12 protein-coding genes are annotated in these 19,319 nt (G+C 63.7%); 6 read left to right on the top strand and 6 right to left on the bottom strand.

Going from position 1 to position 19,319, the window contains the following annotated elements; all coding sequences use genetic code 11:
- Positions 1-100: 100 nt before the first annotated feature.
- Complete coding sequence (locus tag HDC29_RS18230; protein WP_218844757.1) at positions 101-1,681, top strand: alpha/beta fold hydrolase; 1,581 nt, start codon at positions 101-103, stop codon at positions 1,679-1,681.
- A gap of 78 nt (positions 1,682-1,759) precedes the next feature.
- Here the strand turns inward: HDC29_RS18230 and HDC29_RS18225 are convergent, their stop codons facing one another.
- The 5 genes from HDC29_RS18225 to HDC29_RS18205 form a co-directional block, all read right to left on the bottom strand.
- Entirely contained in the window at positions 1,760-4,570 is a 2,811-nt protein-coding gene (locus HDC29_RS18225; RefSeq protein ID WP_257018380.1) for a TonB-dependent receptor, read from the bottom strand.
- Positions 4,571-4,774: 204 nt separating this feature from the next.
- Entirely contained in the window at positions 4,775-5,929 is a 1,155-nt protein-coding gene (locus HDC29_RS18220; protein WP_179499710.1) for a Gfo/Idh/MocA family protein, read from the bottom strand.
- 25 nt (positions 5,930-5,954) lie between these two features.
- Positions 5,955-7,214, bottom strand: coding sequence for a Gfo/Idh/MocA family protein (locus tag HDC29_RS18215; protein WP_179499709.1), 1,260 nt, complete (start codon positions 7,212-7,214; stop codon positions 5,955-5,957).
- 15 nt (positions 7,215-7,229) lie between these two features.
- Positions 7,230-8,090: an FAD:protein FMN transferase gene (locus tag HDC29_RS18210; protein WP_257018379.1), complete on the bottom strand. Its 861-nt coding sequence runs from the start codon at positions 8,088-8,090 to the stop codon at positions 7,230-7,232.
- 214 nt (positions 8,091-8,304) lie between these two features.
- Positions 8,305-9,714 (bottom strand): sulfatase, encoded by a 1,410-nt coding sequence (locus HDC29_RS18205; RefSeq protein ID WP_179499708.1) that lies wholly within the window; start codon positions 9,712-9,714, stop codon positions 8,305-8,307.
- A 173-nt stretch (positions 9,715-9,887) separates the two neighbouring features.
- Here HDC29_RS18205 and HDC29_RS19425 point away from each other — a divergent pair, with 173 nt between their 5' ends.
- Positions 9,888-12,665 carry a hypothetical protein gene (locus tag HDC29_RS19425; protein WP_179499707.1) on the top strand — a complete coding sequence of 926 codons (2,778 nt, stop codon included), beginning with the start codon at positions 9,888-9,890 and terminating at the stop codon, positions 12,663-12,665.
- 237 nt (positions 12,666-12,902) lie between these two features.
- Here HDC29_RS19425 and HDC29_RS18195 read toward each other — a convergent pair whose 3' ends face one another.
- Entirely contained in the window at positions 12,903-15,056 is a 2,154-nt protein-coding gene (locus HDC29_RS18195; RefSeq protein ID WP_179499706.1) for a catalase, read from the bottom strand.
- Between the two features lie 495 nt (positions 15,057-15,551).
- Here HDC29_RS18195 and HDC29_RS18190 point away from each other — a divergent pair, with 495 nt between their 5' ends.
- The 4 genes from HDC29_RS18190 (at position 15,552) to HDC29_RS18175 (ending at position 19,318) form a co-directional block, all read left to right on the top strand.
- Positions 15,552-16,211, top strand: coding sequence for a hydrolase (locus HDC29_RS18190; RefSeq protein ID WP_179499705.1), 660 nt, complete (start codon positions 15,552-15,554; stop codon positions 16,209-16,211).
- Positions 16,212-16,279: 68 nt separating this feature from the next.
- Positions 16,280-17,116 (top strand): alpha/beta fold hydrolase, encoded by an 837-nt coding sequence (locus HDC29_RS18185; RefSeq protein WP_179499704.1) that lies wholly within the window; start codon positions 16,280-16,282, stop codon positions 17,114-17,116.
- A 22-nt stretch (positions 17,117-17,138) separates the two neighbouring features.
- Positions 17,139-17,387 (top strand): XapX domain-containing protein, encoded by a 249-nt coding sequence (locus tag HDC29_RS18180; RefSeq protein WP_179499703.1) that lies wholly within the window; start codon positions 17,139-17,141, stop codon positions 17,385-17,387.
- Positions 17,384-19,318: an amidohydrolase gene (locus HDC29_RS18175; RefSeq protein ID WP_179499702.1), complete on the top strand. Its 1,935-nt coding sequence runs from the start codon at positions 17,384-17,386 to the stop codon at positions 19,316-19,318. The genes HDC29_RS18180 and HDC29_RS18175 overlap by 4 nt, the downstream gene beginning before the upstream one ends.
- Position 19,319 lies beyond the last annotated feature (1 nt).

The raw sequence follows: 19,319 nt of genomic DNA, 5'->3' as shown, positions 1-19,319 counted from the left end.
CCTCTTGAGACCCGGTCGTGGCAAGCGCCGTGGTAAAAAGCGTGTGAATTGCCGTGAGCGCGCGGATTTGCTATTTTCCACGGTCACCTCGGGGGGCAAGATGACCTCGGTATCGCTCAACCTGCTGCGCGCGATGGAACTGGAGCGCGACGGCCTGCCCGTGGCGCTCCCCTCCTCGCGCAAGACGCGCGCCCTGCTCGCCTATCTCGCGATCACCGACCGCGCGGTGCGGCGCGACCATCTGTGCAGCATGCTGTGGGATATTCCCGACGATCCGCGCGGCGCGCTGCGGTGGAGCCTGTCCAAACTGCGCGGTGTCGTGGACGACGAACGGACGCGGCTCGTCGCAGACCGCGAGACGGTTCGGCTCGAATGCTCGGACATCGACATCGACTGGCGGCGGCTGGCCACGGTCGGCACCGACGATATCCGCAAGATCGACACGGTCGCCCTGAACCGCGCCGCCGCACTTCAGGGCGAGCTGCTGGCCGATCTCGAGTTGCCGCGATGCGACGGTTACCAAGCGTGGCTGGCGGCGATGCGCGAGGATGTCCGGCGCTGGCAGGCGGCGATCCTGCGCGAACTGATCCGCCGTCCGATCGACCCCGAACGCGCGCTCGAAGTTGCGCGCCTATGGGTGGAAATCGATCCTTATGATGCGCTCGCCCGCGTTGCGTTGATCGACCTGCTCGATCGCACCGGCCGGCGTAGCGAAGCAGACGCGCAGCGTGCGCTGGGCGTCCGCAAGCTCGACGAAGCCGCGATCGCCGTTCCGACCGCGATGCGCGCCCCGGCCGCAGCTGGAGGAGCCAATATCACTGAAACGGATGATTCCGACGCCCGGCTGCCCCCCCATCATGTCCGCTTCTGCACCGCCTCCGACGGAACGGGACTCGCCTATTCGGTAGTCGGCGAAGGCCCTGCGCTCGTGAAAACCGCGAACTGGCTCAACCATCTCGACTATGACTGGGAAAGTCCGATGTGGCGGCACTGGCTGCGCGCCATCATTCGCGAACGCAGGCTCGTGCGTTATGATGAGCGCGCCAACGGACTCTCCGACTGGAACACCGCCGACATCTCGTTCGACGCCTTTGTCGATGATCTTGTGAGCGTGGTCGATGCCGCTGGGCTCGATCGCTTCGACCTCCTCGGGATTTCACAAGGGTGCAGCGTTTCCATTGCCTATGCCGTGCGGCACCCCGAGCGGGTTCGCAGATTGATCCTTTTCGGTGGCTATGCGGCCGGATGGCGCCTGCGCGGATCGGCCGAGGAGATCGCGCGGCGTGAGGCGATGCTGACGTTGACGCGGCAGGGTTGGGGCCAGGACAATCCCGCCTTCCGGCAGATGTTCACCAGCCTGTTCTTTCCCGACGCGAACGCCGCCGATCATCGGTGGTTCAACGAATTGCAGCGAATGTCGACCTCGCCCGACAACGCGGTGCGACTGCAGGAGGCTTTTGCGCGCATCGACGTTCGCGCGCTGCTGGAGCAGGTTTCGGTGCCGACGCTCGTTCTACACGCGCGCGACGACGCGGTAATACCATTCGCCGCGGGTCGCGAACTCGCAGCGCGCATCCCGAAGGCCGAATTCGTGGCGCTCGAAAGCCACAATCACCTCCTGCTCGAAAAGGAGCCTGCGTGGGCGCGCGCAATCGAGCGCATTCGAGACTTTCTGGCTTAGCAATTCATGTTCACCGACTTGCCGGCGCCCAGCCTTGGCCGCCGGTCATATCGACCGACGCCCAAGGTCATTTGCCTTTTAGAAGCGTGCCCGGATCCCGGCGGTGTAGATCGTGTCGTCCCAGCGGATATCGCGGTTGAACCCAGTCGGGTTGAAATAGCTGCGATATTTATTGCCTAGGATATTGGTACCGCCGACATCGACCCGCAGATTATCGTTCAGCTCATAGCCGATCCCGAAATCGAGGCGCCCGCCCGGGCGGACATAGTTCAGGTTGGTCGGGGTGACACCGGCCGCCAGTTCGGCGTCGGTGATGGGACGAACCAGATTGAGCCCGGTCGTGTCGCCGTCATAATAGCTCGACCGATAGGTGTAGACGAGACGCGCCGACAAACCGAACTTGTCGTAGAATAGTCCGGCGTTGAAATTATATTTGCTGACGCCCTGAAGCGGCAGGCCAGCAAGCCGGTCGTCGCCGCCGACTTCGGAATCGGCATAGGTGAAGTTGCCCGAGACGCCGAAGCCGGACAGAGCGCCGGGCAGGAAATCGAAGAAGGTCTGACCGCTGACTTCGACTCCCTTGAGCTTCGCTTCGCCGACGTTGCGGGGACGCGTGATATTATATCCGATGCCGTCGATGAATTCGAGCGACGGTGCGCTGATGACGCGATCCGTGATGTCGCGATAATAGCCCGCCACGGCGACGAAGCCGCTCTTCCAATAATATTCGAGCGTCGCGTCGAAGCTTTCGGACTTTTGCGGGCGCAGGTTCGGATTGCCTGCCGATCCCGAATTCTGGACGTTCGGATTGGTCGCCACAATGTAGCTCAAACCCGGATTGAGCGAACCGAAATCGGGGCGGCGGATCGTTTTCGAATAGGTCGCTCTGGCCTGCAGCCCGCCGCCGAACTGGATACGCGCGCTGGCATTGGGAAGTATATCGATATCGGACGTCTTCGCACGAACCGGAGTCACCACGCCGCTCACCACGCCCGCGCCTTCGATCTGCCGGTCCGTCAGCGTCGGCCGGACGCCGATAACCCCATCGAGGACGAGCGGCCCGCCAAGCTCGACTTCATATTTCGCCTGAATATAGCCGGCGAAGGTCCGTTCCTTTGCGTCGAAGCGCCGCTCCGGCTGATAAACAGGGTCGCCCAGCGCGACGCCGTAAATTTCGCGCAGCCGGTCGCGCCCCTCAGCCGATCGCAGATAATCGGGATTGGGCGACAAACGGGGCGCACCACCGTTCAGCCGGGGAATGCCGGGGACTTCAATGAGGAAGTCGGACGGCAGATCCAGTGAACTGAGCAGCGTATTCGAATCGCCGCCGGGTGCCGCGCGGTTGACGAGCGCCTGGTTAGATGTCGCGCCGCGATCGGCGAAGCGAAGGCCCAGCTGAAGCTGGTCGAGCAAGCCCCCAACCTCGAACTCGGCGTCCATGCGTACCTGGAACAGCGACCCGTCCGCGCGACTGAAATTCTGGTTCAGCCCGTTCCGGAGCCTGAAATCCGTGGGGTCGTTCAGCGGGTTTCCGGTAAATTCATACTGCGCCCCGATGCCGGCGTTGCTTTCGACCACGACCTCATCCAGCCGCTTGCCGACATCGACGATCACCACTTCATTGATGAAGGTCGATTCCTGATATGCGAGGTCGAATTTTACGCGGCCCGGGCCCCGTTCGAAAATGAACCCGCCGCCAAAGAGGTAATTGTCGGTCTTCTGATCGCGCGCCTGGGTGCTGACGAACGAAGTGGTGTTGCCATAGGTCGCGCTGTCGAGCTCGCAAAGGTCCTGCAGCGTGAACTCTCCCGCTTCGATCTGGGCCGTCGTCGGGTTGAACCCGGCGGCATTCACGCGCGCGCGAAAGCAGTTGTCGTTCGTAACAGGGTTCGAGATCGTCGTGCCCGGGCTGAACAACTGGGCCTCGACAAAGGCCGATTGCTGCTTCGCGCGATAGCCCGCGTAAAGCCCGTCGAAATAGATTTCGAGTTCGGGCGTCGCCTGCCACTGGATCGCCGCATTCGCCTGCGGACGTTCGAAATAGCCATATTCATTGAGCCCGCCCGCGACGTTCTGCGACGCATAGCCCGGCAAGTTGAACGGCGCCGTCGCGGTAGAACGGCGGACGGGGGCATAGAGATAAGGCCGGTTATAGTCGGTACGGCTCCACGAGACGTTCAACAGCGCGCCGATCTCGCCAATGCCGGTGTCCCAGCGGTCGGTGGCGAGGAGCCCGAACTGCGGATTGAGCTTTTCGACATTGGTCGCGTAATTTCCGCGCGCGGTAACGACGATCGTCGGGTCGCGAAACTTGAACGGCTTGTTCAACTGAAGGTCGGTGTTGCCTGCAATCCCGCCCTCGATGAGGTCGGCGGTCGCGGATTTGATGACGTCGACCCGCGACAAGGCTTCGGCGGGAAGGTCCTGAAAGGAAAAGGTTCTGCCGGTGGTGGAAAAGAATTCGCGGCCGTCGAGGGTGGTCAGAATATCGCCCAGCCCGCGAATCACGACGCCCGTGATCTCGTTGTTGGCGCCCACGGTCACCTGCACGCCCGGCACGCGCTGAAGCGCGGCGGCGGTCGTCGGGTCGGGGAATTTGCCGATTTCCTCGGCAACGATCGAATCCACGACCTGAACCGAATCGCGCTTGATCTCGGCCGCCGCCTCAAGGCTCCGGCGAATCGTTCCGGTGACAACGATTTCCGCGTCCGAACCGGCGGGCTGCGGATCGCTATTTGCCTGGTCCGCCGATGCGACCGCATCGCCCGAAATCGCTTCGGACGGACGCGTCTGCCCTTCCGATGCGGCTGCTTCGGAAATCATCAGGCCCGCCACCAGCGGCAGCAACGAAACCGACACGACCGCTTTGGACGCCTTGCTCATCATCATCCCCTTCCTTGTAGCGCATCGTTGAACCATCGCGCTTGCATGACTGTATAATGCGATAAATCATATCTCGCAATCCGGTTGCGCCATAATTCATGAAAACAACCCATGTCGAGCGGCGGCACGCCGGCGCATCACCTGAAAACCCCGCTTGAGGGCATCGGGTCGAAACGGCGAGAAGCGGCGCACCCGCGCCGCTCATGCCAGTCAGACACGGCCTGGACGCAAGGCGTTCTTCTGCGCGGTCAGCACCAGTTCCGCCGCCAGCAACGCCTGCGCCTGATCCTGCGCGACATCGGTACGTTCGACGACGTCGCTGACGAACTGCGGTCCGAACGGCAACGGGACCTTGCTGCAATCCATATATTGCACGCCCTTGCGGTCGGTCAGGAACAGGTGGTTGCCGCCCGGCCGCCCCGCCACGTCGATATATTTGCGCAGCTCGATCGATCCCTCGGTGCCGATGATGAACAGCCGCCCGTCGCCCCAGGTCGGGAGGCCGTCGGGCGTGTGCCAATCGACCCGCACATAACCCGTGCCGCCGTTTCCGCTCAGCATCATGTCGCCGAAATCCTCGAATTGCGGCCGGTCGGGCATCGCCATATTGCCCGCCTGCGACGCCACGACGCGGGCCTCCGTCGATCCGGTGTAAAAGAGGAACTGGTCCGCCTGATGGCTGCCGATGTCGGTCAGGATGCCGCCGTAGCGCGCGGTGTCCCAGAACCAGTCCGGGCGGCTCGGTGCGTTCAGCCGGTGCGGCGCAAGGTTGATGGTCTGGAGCACCTGGCCGATCGCGCCCGCCTTGACCAGCTCCCCCGCGCGGACCGCTGCGCGCACTTCGAAGCGTTCGGAATAGAGGATCGCGAACTTGCGCCGCGTCTCGCGCACCGCGTCGCGCACGGCGGCGAGCTGTTTCAGGCCGGTGATGCCGGGCTTGTCGGCCAGGAAATCCTTGCCGGCACGCATGACCCGAATGCCCAACGGCGCGCGCAGATCGGGAATCGACGCGCTGGCGACCAATTGTATCGTGGGGTCATCCAGAATCTCCGCCTCGCTGCGCGCAACCTTTACGTCGCCGTAGCGCCGGCGAAACGGCGCGACCTGCGCCGGATCGGCGGCGTGCATCGCCACCAGCGTGCCGCCGCCCCGGATCAGCGCGTCGGTCATGCCATAGATATGCGAATGGTCGAGCCCGATGACCGCAAAGCGGATGCGGTGGCGCGCCGATGCGTCGGGCTCGCGCGGCGCCCCCCTCCCCGCGCGCGCCTTCGGCGGCGGGGCCGATTGGGCGAACACGTCGCTCGCCATGACGGCGGCAAAACCGCCGCCAGCAAGCAGCGCGCGGCGATCGATCGAGGTCATGGCAGACATTCCCGCTGAAACCGGTTCAGAACGTAACCAGCGAGCGCGGCCATTCGACCGCCTCACCGCTGTCCATCGCCTGTTCGCCCATCAGCGAAGCGACGCTGGCATAATAGGCCTGCTGCAACAGGCCGGGGACTTCGCGGCCGCTGCGGACCGCCTCGCCGAACCCTTCGAACTGAAGCATCGTCTCGTCATACTCGCCCCAGCCCAGCGATTCCCCCGGCGTGGTCACCGGCAGCTCGGGGAACCAAGTCGCGCCGCCGATCGGGACCGTGCGCTTGTGCCCCCGCGCGACATCCTGTTGCATGCGCTGAAGCGCGAGCTGCTTGGGCAACACTTCCTGATAGATCCTGCCGAGTTCGGGCTCGATGGTGCCCGTGCTGCCCTGAATCTGCTCCTCGCAGCCGTAGCGTGCGTTGTTGAGGAGCGAGGAATAGATGGCTTTGCGCCCGTCGCCATATTCGTAGATCAGCGCAACATGGTCGTACACTTCGCGCCCGTCTTTCCAGAAACAGATGCTGCCCGATCCGATCACCCGCGTCGGGACGCCGTCAAGGAACCAGTTGCACACCTGAAGCTGGTGCGTGGCCAGTTCGGTCATCAATCCCGCCGACCGGTCGCGATACAGTCGCCAGTTGATCTGCTCGTCTGTGGCGTCGGCGGGCACGTTGCGCCGCCATTTGTTGTTGCGGTGCCAGCTGGCGCGGATTTGCGTAATTTCGCCGATCTCGCCCGACTTGGCGCGCTTCAGCGCGTTCAGATATGTCGGGTGGAACATGCGCTGGTGCCCGATCTGGAGCACCTTGCCCTTCGCGCGCGCGTTTTCGATCATCGCGCCGCAGTCGGCGATGCTACGCGCCATCGCCTTCTCGCACCAGACGTGCAGCCCGGCGTCGAGGACATCGAACGTATGCGATGCGTGAAGGTCGAGCGGCGTCGCGATGACCACCGCGTCGATCCCGCGCGCATCCAGCATGGCCCGGTGATCGCTGAACCCCGGCGTATCGGCGGGCACGAGCTTGCGCGCGCGATCCATATTGGGCGCATAATTGTCGCAGATCGCGGCGACGGTGCAGTTGCGCGTCTTCGCGATGTTCTGGATCAGCGCACGGCCGCGATCGCCGGTGCCAATGACCCCCAAGCGCACGCGGTTTCCGGTGGCGACGGGCGTCTGCGCGATCGCCGCCCAGGGTGCCGCCGCAGCCATCGCCGCGCCGGCCGATGCCATCGCGATCCGATCGAGGAATTTGCGGCGCGAAAGGGTAAAATCACTGTCGGTCATCTGTCGATCTTTCAATTATGCCGTCATTCGGCGGGAGGGGTCGTCAAAGGCGAAGGTGAAACGGCGCGTCGGATCGGCTGCGATCAGTCGCTGCGCGGCATCGGGATCCGCGACCAACAGCGCCGTGCTCATCGCCTCGGCCGCTGCGCCCGAGGCGTCGACCGCCACCGCGGTTGCGGCAGCGGTGACGATCATGCCGTCGGAAGGACGGATCATCGGGCTGCGCCCCGGCGCGGCCGCGCCGTCACCGATAGTGGATGAAACCGAAAGCGCTTCATCGCGCAGCGATAGCTCGACGAGCCAGCTTTCGGGATCAAGCGGATGCGGTATCGCGACGGGCCATGCGCCGCCGAGCGGATGCTCGCCAATCACCGCGACCGAACTCTCCCCCGCCGACAGGAATGCCGATGTGACACCGGCCGCGCGCATGGCTGCGGCAGCGCGATCAAGCGCGAAACCCTTGCCGAAGCCCCCGAAGTCAAAGGCGACCGGCCGGCCAGTCTCGATGCGCCCGGAACCGCGGTCCACCGATAGCCCCGGCCAGGCCGCCGCCCCGCCGCTGCCGACCGTCGGATCGAACAGGCCGTCGGTCGCGTGCCAAGCCTCCGCGATCGCCGCCAATGCGTCGAGCAGCACCGGATTTTCGGTCATCGCGAACTCGCCGGCCATCAGCCGGTCGTTGACCGCGGTTGTCGCCGACGGGCGGTGGATCGTCAGCGCGTCGTCGACAGCTTCGATGGCGCGACGCGCCGCCAGCAGCGCATCGGGCGCCGCCCGCCCGAACTGGTGAAGCTCGATCCGCGTCCCCATAGCGGCGAAGCGCTCGACGCCTGTTTCGACCATATCGTCGGTCATCTGCCCGTCGCCGGACAGCATGGTTTTTGGGCCGATCGCAGCTTCATGACAGTTCCGCGGGTGGCGATTGATCGCGTCACCATTATTCCCTCACAGCCGCTTGGGGCGAGCTAGCAGCCAGCGAAGCCTTGGCCGCCGTCATGTTCGCGCCTCTCCTGCATCAAGCCTAAAGGGCCTCGGAACCATCTGCAATAGTATATATACGATAATTAAATATCGCGTCTCAGCGGACCTTCTATTCCCTGCGCGTCGCGCCGGCCGGCCGGGGATCGGGCGGATCGGACCGAACACCCGGAGGCACGGCAACAGGGCCGTCGAGCAAGGGATCCTGCGTCCGGCGCATCCACTCGCTCAGCCGCGAGCGCATATCCTCCAACACCGGCGCCAGTTCCGGCAGCGCGACAAGATTGCGCTGTTCGGTCGGATCGAAATGGAGGTCGAACAATTCTTCGCCCGCCTCGTCCGCCACCAGGGGATAGCCGGCCCAGCCGCGCTTCAGCCACTGGGCCTTGGTCAGTCCGCCGTCACAATTGACGACCACGGGCGTCCGACGTCCATCGAAACGCCGGATATATTTGTACCGCTGCGTTCGCACCGCGCGCTTCGGCTCATAGGCCGCGTGGAAAGTCAGCTCGGTGAATATCGCCTCGTTCACTTCCGCCTTTCGCCCATCGACGACGGGCAGATAGGATTGGCCTTCCAGCCAATCGGGCGGCGCAATTCCAAGATATTCGCACAGCGTCGGAAACAGGTCGATTTGCGACAGCAGGGCGTCGGAAACCTTGGGACCGGCGAATGCACCCGGGCCCCGCATGATCATCGAAACCCCGGTGCCGCCATCGCGCAATTCGCCCTTCATCGTCGGAAACGGCAGGCCATGATCCGTCGTGCTGATGACCAGGGTATTGTCCGCCAGCCCCGCCGCCTGAAGCGCATCGAGGATAAGCCCGACGCCCTTGTCGAGCGCGCGGGCGCTGGCATGATATTCGGCCATGTCGCGGCGGCTTTCGGGCGTGTCGGGAATGGGGGCCGGCGGCAGGATGAAAGCGGGGTCGTCCACCGCCGGGTGCAAGGGCCGGTGGGTTTCCTCAAATCCGATATCGAGGAAAAACGGCTGAGCCTTTGCCGCCGGGCTGCGGAGAAATGCCGCCGCTCCGGGCGCCACGTCGCGCACCATATTGCTTTGATGCGGAAGGATTTGGCTATAGCCGATCGACGCGGCGTCGCGCGCGACATGCTGAAGCCCCGCAAGCATGGTGGCATAGCCTGCCCGGCCTAGCGTATGCACCAGATGGCGTTCGGGATGCGCAAGGTCCCAGCCGCGATGCGTGAGCCCGAGCATCCCGCTGCTGTGCGACGACTGGCCCGTCAGCATCGCCGCCCGGCTGGCGGAGCAGCTCGGCGAGGCACAATGCATCTGCCGGAACAATACACCCTCGCGGGCAAGGCCAAGGAGGCGCGGCGTCGGCACCGCATAACCATAGGGCGACAGGTAACGGCCCGAATCGTGCGAATGGATATAGACGATGTTGGTGCGCCGCGACGGCTGGATCGCGCTGGCGCGCGCCGCGTCGAAAAGCGATGGCGCGGCCGCAGCAGCCGCGGCCACGCCGACGAGTTCGCGGCGCGTGAAGTCCTTTGGCATCTATCTTCCCTCAATCATCGCGGCCGTCACCGCGCTCTTTGCTCTGTTGTCCGACAAAGGCATAATATATATTATAGATATGCCAATTTAAAAAGTGGCAAGTGGAAGAGCGTCATGAAGCGCTGTCGAAACGAACGTGGCCGCGGGCACGGCCTGCAGGGGAGGACGATAGCGTGACAACCATCTGCAACCGCTGGACGGCCCGCGCCGCGATCACCGCCGCCGCCGTCCTTGGCCTGTTGTCTTCAACGCTCGCGGAACCGCACGCGCAGAAAGGCTCCGGCATCGACGCACGGAGCCATGACCTGAATCTGCCCCGCTGGGGCCCCTATTCCAACGCCTATCTGGGCGTGTCGCACATTCCGGATCTGGCGTCGGGAATGCGGTTCGACATCACCCTGTTCGCCGGGCCGCACACGACGTCGACGCCCGATGTCCCCAATGCGTCGCTCAACACCGGTTTCGTCGCCTGGGAAGCGGCGCCCGACCTGTCCTATCATTCGTATCGCCAGAAACTGGAAGGGCAGCAGGTCTATGCCGAGATCGCGTTTGCCGCGCTGGACCCGGCATCGGATGCACGGCTGATCCGCGTCGATCTGGTCAACGGCGGCACGCGGGCGAAAACAATGACGCTCAATCTTCTGGCTTCGATGCAACGTCCCAACCGGGCGCCCGGCAGCGTGCTGACGCCGCGGCGCATCTTGCGCGCCAGCGTTCCGGCGGGCGGCACATGGGTGTCGGGGGTTCATTATCGAGCGCATCGCCGGGCGCGGCCGACACCGTCGGAGTGGCTCGTTTACGATGGCTGGTTGCGCGGCGAGGTCCGCGAGGACGGGCTGGTAGATGGCCGCGCGCTGCGCATGGCGGCGGGAGACACGGCGACCTATGCGGTTCCCGCCGGAACCGAGGTCGCGGTGCTGCGCTATCGCGCCAAGACGCAGGTCGCGCTGGCCGACGCCGGAGGCGTGTCGCTTCCCTCCGCCCCCGACGGCGGGACGTGGACGATGCCGCTCGCCGTCGGCACGCGCGCGCTGACGCTCCGTCCGGCGGGCGCGGTCGACCTCGAAGGGATCGCCTTCGTACCCGCCTCATCCGCGTCGGCGGTGAGCTTTCCGCCGGAGGACGCCGACACCCGCCCGGAGATGGCGAAGGGACCCGCCGAGCAATCGCTGCTACTCAAATATCGGCAGGCCGATGCCTGGTACGGCCTGCGCTGGTTCCGGCCGGGAGTGCGTATCCGCGAATTTCGCAACGGGACGCTCGATTTCTTCTTCGCCCGGCGCAGCCACAGCAAAACGCTGACGGTCGCGCAGGGCGATGGCCGGGGTCATTATGCCAATCTGCTGTTCGGCGGCACGCCGGTCGCCGCCGGCGGCAGGGAGACGATCTGGGCGCTGGTGTCGACAGGCTCGCGCGAGGCCGTCGAGCGCACGCTCGACGGCCACCCCGATACCGCCGCGCTGGAACGCGCATGGGCACGGGGCAAGGCGCGTGCGGCAATCGCCGATCCCCTTCCCGCCGGCCGGCGGTTCATGCTGGCACGCCAGTTGATCGGCGCCAATCTGCTGATGAACATCGTCTATCCAGTCTATACGCAGGACCAGTACATCCGGCATTTCACGCCCGGCAAATGGTGGGATTCGCTCTACACTTGGGATTCGGGCTTCATCGGTATCGGAATGGCCGACGTCGCGCCGCGCCTCAGCGCCGACGTGCTGCGCGCCTATACGACGCCGCCCCGCGCTCAATCCGCCTTCATCCATCACGGCACACCGCTGCCAGTGCAGCATCATCAATATCTGGAGCTCTGGAACCGCACCCAGGACCGGCGGATGCTGGCCGACAATTATCCCCGCCTGCGCCATTATTATGATTTCCTGCTCGGCCGGGTCGAAGGCTCGACGATCGCGGCGCTGCCGTCCGGACTTCTGAAAAGCTGGGATTATTTCTATAATTCCGGCGGCTGGGACGATCTACCACCGCAGGTGAGGGTACACGCGGCAAAGCTGCAGGCGCGCGCCGCGCCGATGGTCACCACCGCGCACGCGATCCGCGCAGCCAAAACGCTGCGCATGGCGGCGCTCGAGCTGGGACGGACGCGCGACTTCGCGCAATATGACGCCGACATTGCGCGCCTGACCCGCGCGGTGCAGGCGAACGCCTGGGACCCCGCGACCGGCTATTTCGGCTATGTCCTCCACGATGCGGCAGGCCGTCCCGAAGGGCTGCTCCGCACCCCCGACGGCGAAAACTGGAACCGCACGCTCGACGGCGTCCAGCCGCTGATCGCAGGCATCACGACACCCGAGCAGACCCGCGCCATCCTCGCGAACCTGCGCGACCCGGCAAAGCTGTTAACGCCTGTCGGGCTCACCGCCGTCGACCGTTCGGCATCCTATTATCGTCCCGATGGCTATTGGAACGGGACTGTTTGGTTCCCGCACCAGTGGTTCGTGTGGAAGGCGCTGCTCGATCAGGGCGAGGGCGGCTTTGCCTGGCAGATCGCGCGCACGGCGCTGGACGCCTATCAGACCGAGGCCGACGCGAGCTGGTCCTCCGCCGAACATTTCGAGGTTGCAACGGGTCAGGGCACGGGCTGGCACCAGTTTTCGGGCCTGTCATCGCCGATCGCCAACTGGTTTCAGGCCTATTTCGTCCCGGGCCGGCTGAGCACCGGCTATGACATATGGGTCCGGTCGCAGACCACCCGGCCGGACAAGCGCGGCATCACCGCAGACCTGGCGATCCACAGCGCGCGAAACGACGGGTTTATCAGCGTTCTGGCAACGCTCGCACCCGGGGAGCGGTATCGCGCGACCTGGAACAACCGATCGATCGAGGCGATCGCGATCCACGACGGCGCCTATGAATTGCGCATACCGTTGAGCGGTTCGCGAAAAGGACGCTTGGACATCTCCGCCTCGAACGTTCGTCCCACTGTACAAGAATGACCCCCACATATCCCGACTGAATGGCCGCTTTCGAATGATTTGAGCGAGGCTGCGAACGATCGACATGGGCGCAAAGCGGAAGCGCTGCCCGGCTGATGGCTGATATACCCTCGTTGCGGTCCACTTGCCGCTCGTAAAACCCGGCGCCTGATTGACCGAGACTCCAAAAAGCCTCAGACGCCGCTTAAAGGCGAGCCACTGGCGGGTCTTTTTGTTGGGCAAAGACTGGCCGCCGATTCACGCGAGGTCGCGCACCTTCGCCTCGCGCGCCCAATGGCGCCGCGTTCCGACCTTGATGAACTCCGCCAAGTCCACCACCCCTTCGTCCTTCTCGACACCAGCCTTGTCGAGCAGCGGCTGCGATGCAGCATCATGGGCGATCGTCTTGCAATGGCCGAATGCGTCCATGAACCATTGCACCGCTGCGCCCTGCGTCGCCAGCGCTTCTGCCTGGTCGGGCGCAAGCACCGAAGCCACGGCATCGAACAGCACCGACGGCGAACCCGCGAGTTGTCCGTCAGCCTTCAGCGTTCCGCCTTTGACGGCAATTCCGCCCACCTTGGGCGCGACGAGAAAAGCAGTGCCCCCCGCCTTTTCGATCTGCTTCCTGAGCCGGTCGATCGCCGCGAGGTCCGACCCTTCGGCAAAGAGGATCGCGACCTTGCGACCTTCGAAGTCGGGATAACCGACCTTCTGGATCGACAGCGCGTCGGAGGGCGCCATATCGATCGGCGCTTTTGCCGCCTTGATCTTGGGCGGCAAGTCGATCGCAAGCCCCTGTGCAACGCGCTTCGCAAGGTCTTCGTCGACATTGCGAAGCTGGCCGACGACACGCGCACGCACATGGTCGAGCGTCACCTTCGACAGTTCGAATACCAGCGCCGACGCGATATGCGCCTGCTCATTCTCGGTTTGCGACCGATAGAAGAGACGCGCCTGGCTGAAATGGTCGGCGAACAGGCTTGCACGAATGCGCAATTTCTCTCCGGCGTCATTGCGCTCGTCGTTGACCGGGAAGGTTGCAAACCCCGTTTGGGGGCACGCGCGCGGTCCGCCGTCCTCGCCAGCCTCGGCAAGGCTGTTGGGCTCATAATTGGCACGGCCTTGCGGAACGAGCGTTTGCATCATCCCGTCGCGCTGGAAATTGTGGAAGGGGCATTTGGGCGCATTGACCGGGATCTGGTGGAAGTTGGTGGTCCCGAGGCGCGACTTCTGCGTATCGAGATAGGAGAAGAGCCGTCCCTGGAGCAGCGGGTCGTTGCTGAAATCGATGCCGGGGATGATGTTCGAGGGCAGGAACGCGACCTGCTCGGTTTCGGCGAAGAAATTGTCGACGTTGCGATTGAGCGTCATGCGGCCGATGATCTCGACCGGCACATCCTCTTCGGGGATGAGCTTGGTCGCGTCGAGAACATCATAGGGCTGGTTCGCCGCAAAATCCTCGTCGAAAACCTGGATGCCAAGATCCCAGGCGGGGAAGTCGCCGCCGTCGATCGCCTCGAAGAGATCGCGACGCTGATAGTCAGGGTCGGCGCCCGCTATCTTGACCGCCTCGTCCCACACCGTCGATTGCAGCCCGAGAACAGGCTTCCAGTGGAACTTGATGAATTTCCCCCTCCCCTTCGCGTTGACGAAGCGGAACGTATGGACGCCGAAACCTTCCATCATGCGAAAGCTGCGCGGGATCGCGCGATCGGACATCGCCCACATGATCATGTGGGTGGCCTCGGGCATCAGTCCGATGAAATCCCAGAAGGTGTCGTGCGCGCTCGCCGCTTGCGGATAGCCGCGGTCAGCCTCCATCTTCACACTGTGAACGAGATCGGGAAACTTCATCGCGTCCTGGATGAAGAAGACAGGGATATTATTGCCGACCAGATCCCAATTGCCCGCCTCGGTATAAAGCTTGACCGCAAATCCGCGCACGTCGCGCGGCGTGTCGACCGACCCGGCTCCGCCCGCGACGGTCGAGAAGCGCACGAATACCGGACAGGTCTTGCCCGCTTCCTGGAAAATATCGGCTTTGGTCAGGTCGGGGATCGCGCGCGTACATTCAAAGACCCCATGCGCACCCGACCCGCGGGCATGGACGATCCGCTCGGGAATACGCTCGTGATCGAAGTTGAAAATCTTCTCGCGGAGGACAAAGTCCTCGAGCAGCGTGGGTCCGCGCTCGCCCGCCTTCAGCGAGTTTTGATTGTCGGCAATCCGATGTCCGAAATTGTCGGTGAGGTGTGCCCGGCCGTCGCGATGATCTTCGTCATGCGCGATCTGCTGATGAAGCTCGCCGCCATTGCCATTGGAAGCCTTGACCGCCGTCTGGCCGCTCCCCGGCTGGTGATCCTCGAGAGAATTGACGCTAGCGGGGGTGGGCGCAGATTTCTTGGCCATCGATTTGCTCCTGAAATTGGGGATGCCTTCTCAACCCCCGGCGACCGGGCAAGTTTCGCGGACCAGCGATAATTGCATGGTCGACTACGCCACAGCTTATCCTATGTTGGACAGGCAGCAGCACTTGGACTGGCGTTCTTACCCGAGGCGCCGTACCGAACAGGGCAGTAGCCGCAAGCCTTCCCGCTTGGATGATCTCCATTAATGTCCGTCTCGCCGGGGTTGAGCTGTCCAGAAGGCGACGACCCGTCTGTCACGATGGACGGGCCTGCCAGCATAGCACCCGGACAGCCATAACGGCTGCCAACCAGAGTGCGTCCAGTTGCGCCTGTCAGCGCAACATCTTCCCCGGATTTCGCCCGATCGACATACCTTTCTATTTTTTAGAATATAATGGATAATTTTATCCGTCTGTTTCGCACAAACTCTCCTGTCTAAACCCGCCTCAGCCCGAACGGTTCGGGTGTCAGGATCATCCAACAGGAGTTGTTGCCCATGTCGATCAAAGCCACCCCTACCCCCGCGAAGACGCTGCTGGACCCCGGCAACCACGCGCTGGTCCTTATCGATTTCCAGTCGCAGATGGCCTTCGCCACCAAGTCGATCGCACCCGAACTCCTGCGCAACAATGCCGCGCTCGTCGCGAACGGCGCCGCCGGCTTCAACGTGCCCACCATCCTGACCACGGTCGCAGAGAAAAGCTTTTCGGGTCCGATGTTCGACGAGATCACCGACGCTTTTCCGGGCCAGGCGCTGCTCGACCGTACGAGCATGAACACATGGGAAGACGCCGCGGTGATCGACGAGGTCAACCGGATTGGCAAGGACCGCATCGTTTTCGCGGGTCTGTGGACCTCGGTCTGCATCGTCGGCCCGGTCCTTTCGGCACTCGAACAGGGCTTCGAAGCCTATGTCATCACCGACGCCAGCGGCGACATTTCGGAAGAGGCCCATGAACGCGCCGTCGAACGGATGATCCAGGCCGGTGCTAAGCCCATCACTTCGCTGCAATATCTGCTCGAACTGCAGCGCGATTGGGCGCGCGCCGAAACCTATGACCTCACCACCGGTATCGCCCGCAAATGGGGCGGCGGCTACGGCCTCGGCATCACCTATGCCAAGGCGATGTTCGGCGCTTCCGAGGGCGGCCACTGATTTTGCCCGATGGGCCGGAGGGCGCCACATCCGGCCCGCATTTCCCGACCAAATGAAAGGACGAAACCATGGGCTACGTTACCACCAACGACGGTGTCGAAATCTTCTACAAGGACTGGGGGCCAAAGGACGCGCAGCCCATCGTCTTCCATCACGGTTGGCCGCTGTCGTCGGATGACTGGGACATCCAGATGCTCTTCTTCCTCGCCAAAGGCTACCGCGTCGTCGCGCACGATCGCCGCGGCCACGGCCGGTCGGCGCAAGTCAGCGAAGGCCATGACATGGACCATTATGCGGCTGATGCAGCCGCCGTCATGGAACATCTCGAGCTCAAAAATGCGGTCCACATCGGCCATTCGACGGGTGGCGGCGAAGTCGCTGCCTATGTTGCGCGCTATGGCATCCCGCAGGGCCGCGTCGCCAAGGCCGTACTGGTTTCGGCTGTGCCGCCCATCATGCTCAAGACCGCCCGTTATCCGGGCGGGCTGCCGATCGAGGTGTTCGACGGCATTCGCAGCGAACTGGCTGCGAACCGCGCGAAATTCTTCCGCGATCTCCCGTCCGGGCCCTTCTACGGCTTCAATCGCGACGGCGCGAACGTCATCCCCGCCGTGATCGACAATTGGTGGCGCCAGGGCATGATGGGCAGCGCCAAGGCGCACTACGACGGGGTAAAGGCCTTCTCGGAGACTGACCAGACCGACGACCTCAAGGCGATTAGCGTACCGACGCTCGTGCTGCACGGCGACGACGACCAGATCGTACCCTACAAGAACGCGGCGGTGTTGCAGGCCGAAATCCTGCCGAACGCGACGCTTAAAATCTACGAGGGCTTCAGCCACGGCATGCTGACGGTCAACGCCGACGTCATCAACCGCGACCTGCTCGCATTCGTTCAGAGCTGAGGCTGAAAAGGGAGAACGGACGATGAAGATATACCTCGTCTCGCTTGGTGCCGGATTGCTGGTCGGTGTCATCTACAACCTGCTCGGCGTCCGTTCTCCCGCCCCGCCGATCGTCGCTTTGGTCGGTCTCGCTGGAATCCTGCTCGGCGAGCATATCATCCCCTTGGCAAAGCGGCTGGCCGACAGACCCGAACTGGCTCGCTATTTTCACCAAGATTGCGCCCCGCAGATTTTGGGGACGCCGCCCACCGGAAAGGAGCGCGACGCATGAACCCGATTACCCGCCGCCAGGCGCTTGCCGGCGCCGCTACCACCGCCCTTCTCACCGCCACGGAAAGCATCGCCATGACCCAGCCCGACCTCGTTATCGTCAATGCCAGGGTGACCACGCTCGACAAGGCCAATCCCGAGGCACAGGCTGTCGCGATCCGCGGCGGCAAATTCCTGAGCGTCGGCAGCGAGCAGGTGGTCCGCGCCGCCGCCGGCCCCGATGCGAGGGTCATCGACGCGAAGGGCCGCCGCCTGATCCCCGGACTGATCGACAGCCACATCCACGTCATCCGCGGCGGCCTTAATTATAATATGGAATTGCGCTGGGACGGCGTGCCGAGCCTTGCCGACGCGATGGCGATGCTGAAGAAGCAGGCCGCGAACACCCCGCCTCCGCAATGGGTGCGCGTCGTCGGCGGCTTCACCGAACATCAGTTCGCCGAAAAGCGCCTGCCCACTCTCGATGAGATCAACGCGGCCGCGCCCGACACGCCGGTGTTCATCCTCCACCTTTACGACCGCGCGCTGCTCAACGCCGCAGCGCTACGCGCCGTCGGCTATACGAAGGACACACCGAACCCGCCGGGCGGCGAGATCGTCCGCGACGCGGCGGGCAACCCCACTGGGCTTTTGCTCGCGCAGCCCAATGCGGTGATCCTCTATGCGACGCTCGCCAAGGGGCCAAAGCTGCCCGAAGACTATCAGGTCAATTCGACGAAGCATTTCATGCGCGAGCTCAATTCGCTCGGCGTGACCAGCGTCATCGACGCGGGTGGCGGGTTCCAGAACTATCCCGACGATTATCAGATCATCGAAAAGCTGCACAAGGACGGCGAACTGACGCTGCGCATTGCGTACAACCTCTTCACGCAAAAGCCGAAGGAAGAGCTCAAGGATTTCGCGACCTGGTCCAGCCAAGTGAAGCCCGGCGACGGCGACGACAGCTATCGCCACAATGGCGCGGGCGAGATGCTCGTCTATTCGGCCGCCGACTTCGAGGATTTCCGCGTCGAGCGCCCCGAGATGCCGGCGAATATGGAAAGCGACCTCGAACCCGTCGTCCGCCTGCTGGCCGAACGCAAATGGCCTTGGCGGCTCCACGCGACCTATGACCAGACGATTTCGCGCGCACTCGATGTGTTCGAAAAGGTCAATCGCGACATCCCGCTTCAAGGCCTCAACTGGTTCTTCGACCATGCCGAGACGATCAGCGAGCGCAATATCGACCGCATCGCCGCATTGGGCGGCGGCATCGCGGTCCAGCACCGGATGATGTTCCAGGGCGAATATTTCATCGAACGCTATGGAGCCAAGGCGGCCGAGGCGACCCCCCCGATCAAACGGATGATGGAGGCGGGCATTCCCGTCGGCGCGGGCACCGACGCGACGCGTGTCGCAAGCTATAATCCCTGGGTTTCGCTGTCGTGGCTCGTCACGGGAACGACGCTGGGCGGCACAACGCTCTATCCTGTCCGCAACCGCCTCGACCGCGAAACGGCGCTCCGCCTGTGGACCGAGAAGAACACATGGTTTTCGAACGAAGTCGGCAAGAAGGGGCAGATCAAGAAAGGCCAGCTCGCCGATCTCGCTCTCCTGTCGGAAGACTATTTCAGCGTTGCCGAAAGCGACATCGTTCACCTTCGCGCGGTGCTGACCATTCTCGGCGGCAAAATCGTCCATGGCGAGGGCGATTATAGCCCGATCGCCCCTGCTCTACCCAAGCCGATGCCCGACTGGTCGCCCGTCGCGACCTTTGGGGGCTATCATCGCCCCACCGCAGGTGCAGCGAAGAAGCTCGCTTCGGCATGCGGCTGCGCCAGCGCGTGCAATGTCCATGGCCATGACCATGCCGCGGCGCTCGGCGCCAATGTTCCGGCAGCGGACGTCCAGAGCTTCTGGGGAGCCTTCGGCTGCGGCTGCTGGGCGGTCTGAA

The organism is Sphingopyxis sp. JAI108, assembly GCF_013410105.1.
In the GTDB taxonomy this organism is placed as follows: domain Bacteria; phylum Pseudomonadota; class Alphaproteobacteria; order Sphingomonadales; family Sphingomonadaceae; genus Sphingopyxis; species Sphingopyxis chilensis.
This window is presented reverse-complemented; position numbering and strand designations above follow the sequence as displayed.